The organism is Halomonas sp. (assembly GCF_041689495.1).
Classification (GTDB): Bacteria; Pseudomonadota; Gammaproteobacteria; order Pseudomonadales; family Halomonadaceae; genus Halomonas.
This window is the reverse complement of sequence record NZ_JBDNGD010000164.1, coordinates 1-4,535: the sequence shown is the minus strand read 5'-3', so window position 1 is coordinate 4,535 and position 4,535 is coordinate 1. Positions and strand designations below refer to the sequence as shown.

The window sequence follows — 4,535 nt, the reverse complement described above, 5'->3', positions numbered from 1 at the left end:
GCATCAGGCTCGCCGTCCAGAAGGAGCCGAGGGGATTAGCGGTGCCCTTGCCGGTCAGGTCGAAGGCCGTACCGTGAATCGGTTCGAACATCGAGGGCACGCTGCGATCCGGATTGAGGTTGGCGGTGGCACCGATACCCAGGCTTCCGCCCAGGGCCGACGCCAGATCCGAGAGGATGTCCGCATGCAGGTTGGTCGCGAGGACGGTATCGATGCTAGCCGGATCGAGCACCATGCGCGTGGTCATGGCATCGACCAGCATCCAGTCGACATCCAGGTCGGGATAGCCTTCGATGACCTCGCCGCAGATCTGATCCCACATCACCATGCCATGACGCTGGGCATTGGACTTGGTGACGATGGTCAGCTTGCGACGCGGGCGTGCCATGGCCGCGTCGCAGGCATAGCGTGCCACGCGTTCGATGCCGGCACGGGTAAACACGGCCACATCCATGCCCACCTCGATGGGCAGACCACGGTGGGATCGACCACCGACGCCGGCATATTCGCCCTCGGAGTTCTCGCGGATGATCAGCCAGTCGATGGCCTCGCCCAGGGCCGGCTTGAGCGGGCCGTCCACGCCGGGCAAGAGGCGGGTGGGCCGAATATTGGCAAACTGGTCGAGCCCCTGGCAGATCGCCAGACGCAGCCCCCAGAGGGTCAGGTCATCGGGCAGGTCGACATCCCCCACCGCGCCGAAGTAGATGGCGTCGAAGCCGCGAACCGTCTCGACGCCGTCGGCGGGAATGACTGCAATACGATGTGTGCGCATTTATGCGGCCTTTTCGATGGTGGCAAGGATGGCGTTGACCATGTCGGAGAGACGGCCGGTGCCACGGATATCCGGGGTGCGTGACGTCGGGTCGGCCAGTGCCGCCTCGATACCCTGGTGCATCAGATCGGCGGCCGCCTCGGCCTGGGGCAGGTCGTGGCGGCGCCCCAGCCACTCGATCAGCATCCGCGTGGACTCGATCATGGCATAGGGATTGGCCAGCCCGGTCCCGGCGATGTCCGGTGCCGAGCCATGAGTGGCCTGGGCCATGGCAATATTGCCGCGACCGATGCACAGGCCTGGTGCCATGCCCAGCCCCCCGACGAGGCCGGCGGCCTCGTCGGTGAGGATGTCGCCGAACATGTTGGTGGTCACCACCACATCGAACTGCTGGGGATTACGGATCAGGTGCATGGCGAAGGTATCGACGATGGCCTCGTCGACCGTGACATCGGGGAACTGCTCGGCGGCCTTGTAGCACTCCTCGACGAACATGCCGCAACCCAGCTTGTAGACGGTGTTCTTGTGCACCACGGTGAGTCGCTTGTCGCGGGCCTGGGCCAGTTCCAGGGCGGCGGTGGCAACCTTGCGGCTGCCCTCGCGGGTGATCACGCGCACCGAGATGGTCACGTCCTCGGTGGGACGGAATTCGCCGGAGCCGGCCACCACGTTGCGGTCGGGCTGGAAGCCCTCATTGTTCTCGCGCACGATCACCAGGTCGATGTCATCGTAGATGCAACCGATGTCCGGGTAGGAACGGGTCGGACGCACATTGGCGAAGAGGTCGAATTTCTTGCGCAGGATGGGGTGCGGGTTGATCGCCCCCTCCACCTTGGGATACTCGCGGTGGCCGATGGGGCCCAAGATGAAGCCGTTGAAGGTCGCCAGGGTGTCCAGGGTACCCTCGGGCATGGTGGTACCCAACTCGTCGAGTGCCTTGCGTCCCAGGGGCATGTGCCGCCAGTCGATGACCAGGCCGGTGCGTTCGGCGGCGGCCTGGGCCACCTTCACCGATGCCGGCACAATCTCGTGGCCGATGTCATCACCATTGAGGACACCCAGGGTCAGGTGGGGTTGGGTCATGTCTTTCTCCTGAAGGAATGGGCTCGGGCGCCAGGTACAGACGACCTCAACGCGGCAGGCTCGCGGCCGCCAGGTCGCCGACAGAGGCCATGTCGGCCAGTGTCCAGGCCTGAGCCATCAGCGATTCGCAGGCTGCTTCCCCGATGACCAGCGCTGCCTGACCGCGGAACTTGGTGTCGATCTGCTCGTTGGTGAGCGGCTTATCCAGCGAGCCGATGCAACGCTCGATGTGCTTCTCGATGACACGACCATCGCTCAGGGTGGCGGTGATGGAGACCGACGCCTCATGGCAGGCCTTGTCGGTAACCACCTTCACCTTGCGGCGCATGGCCACGAGTTCTGGGTCATTCACGGCCTCGTCGGTGAAGGCGGTGGGCGACCCATCGCCTCGCAACAGAGCCGCCGCCGCCGAGTGGAAGACACTGAACTTGCCTTCCAGCCCGGTCCTGGGCTCGGTCTTGCCGGTGAGTTCCAGGACCAGGGGGTGCGCGACCAGGTCCAGCCGCTCAATCTTGCTGGCATCTTCGCCCAGTTCGTCACGCAACTGGATGCAGCCTTCGATGGTGGGATGGATCACGATGCCGCAGGCGAAGGGCTTGTAGGAATTGAGGCGGACCTCCCAGGTCTCGCCCAGGCCACCGAGGATCTCGTTGTAGTCCTGCTTGTCGGACATGACGTTGGCGAAACCGCGCGGGGCCTCGATGGCCTGCTCCGAGGAATCGAAGTTGGCCTCGGCGAGGTAGGCCGAGAGGGCGCCATTCTGGGCGGCACGCCCCGGGTGGAAGCTCTTGCACATGGTCCCGAACATCTCGCGAAAACCCGAGGACTGGGTGGCCGCAATGCCCAGTGCCCAGGTCATCTGCTGAACGTCGAGCTTGAGAAGCCGGCCTACGGCGGCCGCGGCACCGAAGACGCCGGCGGTGCCGGTGATGTGCCAGCCGCGATCATAGTGATCCGGATACACCGAATTACCGATGCGACACTCCACCTCGACGCCGACGATCAGCGCAGTGAGGAAGTCACGTCCGGAGACCGGGCGTGTCTCGGCCACGGCCAGGAGGGCCGAGGCCACCGGCCCCGCCGGGTGAATGATCGTCTTCAGGTGGGTGTCATCGTAGTCGAGGACGTGGGAAGTGATACCGTTGAGCAGGGCGGCATGCAGCGCATCGAGACGCTCGCCACGACCCAGCACGGTCGAGGTTGCCTGACCGGAGAAGGGCGTCACGGCGGCCAGCGCCCGATCGACGGTTTCGTGGCGGGCTCCGCCGACGGCACAGCCGAGCCAGTTGACAAAGGTTCTGACACCCTCGCGCTGCACCTCGACGGGAATCGCCTCGAGGTCACAATCGACAATCCACTCGGCGAGGGCTCTGGTCACGTCGGATCGCTGGGTCATGGTCTTTCCTCTTTATTTATTCGAGCCAGTCATGTCGGCAACCGAAGCACAGGATGGTGCCCGGGGGTTAATTGTCAACAGTTATCAGTCTGCTATATTAGACCAATAAAACGCATTTTGCATGAGGCGTCGGCGAGAACTCATGCGGGAGGATCAGGCCTTGTTCCTGGAATGCCCAGCATGGACCGACTCATGGCGGGACACCTCCTACAGAAACGCACGGGGTTCTGGAAAACGCATCCCGGCAAGGAAACAGGGTCGAGGCGTGACGATCGACGTCAGAGAGCCGTTGGCCGGAGGTCGTGGGGCTTGCCCTTGAGGTTCTCGGCCAACACCGTCAGGCGTTCCTTGGCGCGACAGACATGATCTTCCATGGCGGCTGCCGCCTGCTCCCCCTCTCCCTGCTCGAGCGCCTCCAGGATACGGTGGTGCTCGAGGTTGGATTCATGAATGCCGGCGGTGATCAGGGACACATGACGGAAGAGGCGTAACTCACGGGAAAAGCGCTCGGTGAGATCCAGCAGGCGCTCATTGCCCGCCACCTCATGGATCATGCGATGAAACTCGAGGTTGGCGACGAAGTAGTTCTCGCGGTCTCCCTCGGCCTCGAAGGCATCCAGGGACTCCACCTGGCGGCGCAGGCGTACCAGGTGTTCGGGACGCATCCTGCGGGAGGCGGCCAGCACCCCGGTACGCTCCAGGGCCGCCCGGATATCGTAGATCTCAAGGGCGTCCTTGACGTCGATCACACGGACATAGGCGCCCTTGTTCTGGATCATTTCCACCAGACCGACGGACGCCAGCCGGCCGATGGCCTCCCGTACCGGACCACGACTGATGCCGAAGCGCCTGGCGAGATGGGAATCATTGAGGCGCTCGCCGGTTTCCAGTTCGCAGGCCAGGATCATCCTCTCGATCTCGCGATAGGCGAGTTCGGTGAGGGACGGCGCACGGATGGAACGACTGTCTGCCCCGCTTCCCTGCCCCGATGCATCCGTTCTTGTCGACATGGCAACCCCCATCAGGCGTGTCGTTTCGTTATTGTTCACCATGACGCGATGATAATAACCTTCAATCGGCAAAGAACGTCATCAGGGCATCACAGGTCTCGTCGGGGCATTGTTCGACCGGGTAGTGGCCGGCATCCAGCGCCACACCCGTCACATCACGCGCCCACTCCTGCCATGCCTCGAGCGGCGAGAAGTGGCGTCCGACATGGCTGTTCCGCCCCCACAATGCCAGTAGCGGGCACTCGACGAAGTGCTTGCCCTTGTCTGCGGCATC

Annotated in this window: 5 protein-coding genes; all 5 read right to left on the bottom strand. The window is 63.8% G+C overall.

All coding sequences use genetic code 11. The annotated features are described in order from the left end of the window. The coding region (locus ACESMD_RS05725; protein ID WP_372611170.1) for an isocitrate/isopropylmalate family dehydrogenase at positions 1–772 on the bottom strand (772 nt) is incomplete at its 3' end. Continuing rightward, positions 773–1,855 (bottom strand): isocitrate/isopropylmalate dehydrogenase family protein, encoded by a 1,083-nt coding sequence (locus ACESMD_RS05720; protein WP_372611168.1) that lies wholly within the window; start codon positions 1,853–1,855, stop codon positions 773–775. Between the two features lie 46 nt (positions 1,856–1,901). Beyond that, positions 1,902–3,251 (bottom strand): MmgE/PrpD family protein, encoded by a 1,350-nt coding sequence (locus ACESMD_RS05715; RefSeq protein ID WP_372611166.1) that lies wholly within the window; start codon positions 3,249–3,251, stop codon positions 1,902–1,904. A 278-nt stretch (positions 3,252–3,529) separates the two neighbouring features. Then, positions 3,530–4,261: a GntR family transcriptional regulator gene (locus tag ACESMD_RS05710; RefSeq protein ID WP_372611164.1), complete on the bottom strand. Its 732-nt coding sequence runs from the start codon at positions 4,259–4,261 to the stop codon at positions 3,530–3,532. Between the two features lie 61 nt (positions 4,262–4,322). Beyond that, positions 4,323–4,535: alpha/beta fold hydrolase (locus tag ACESMD_RS05705; RefSeq protein WP_372611162.1), on the bottom strand; the 213-nt coding region annotated here is incomplete at its 5' end.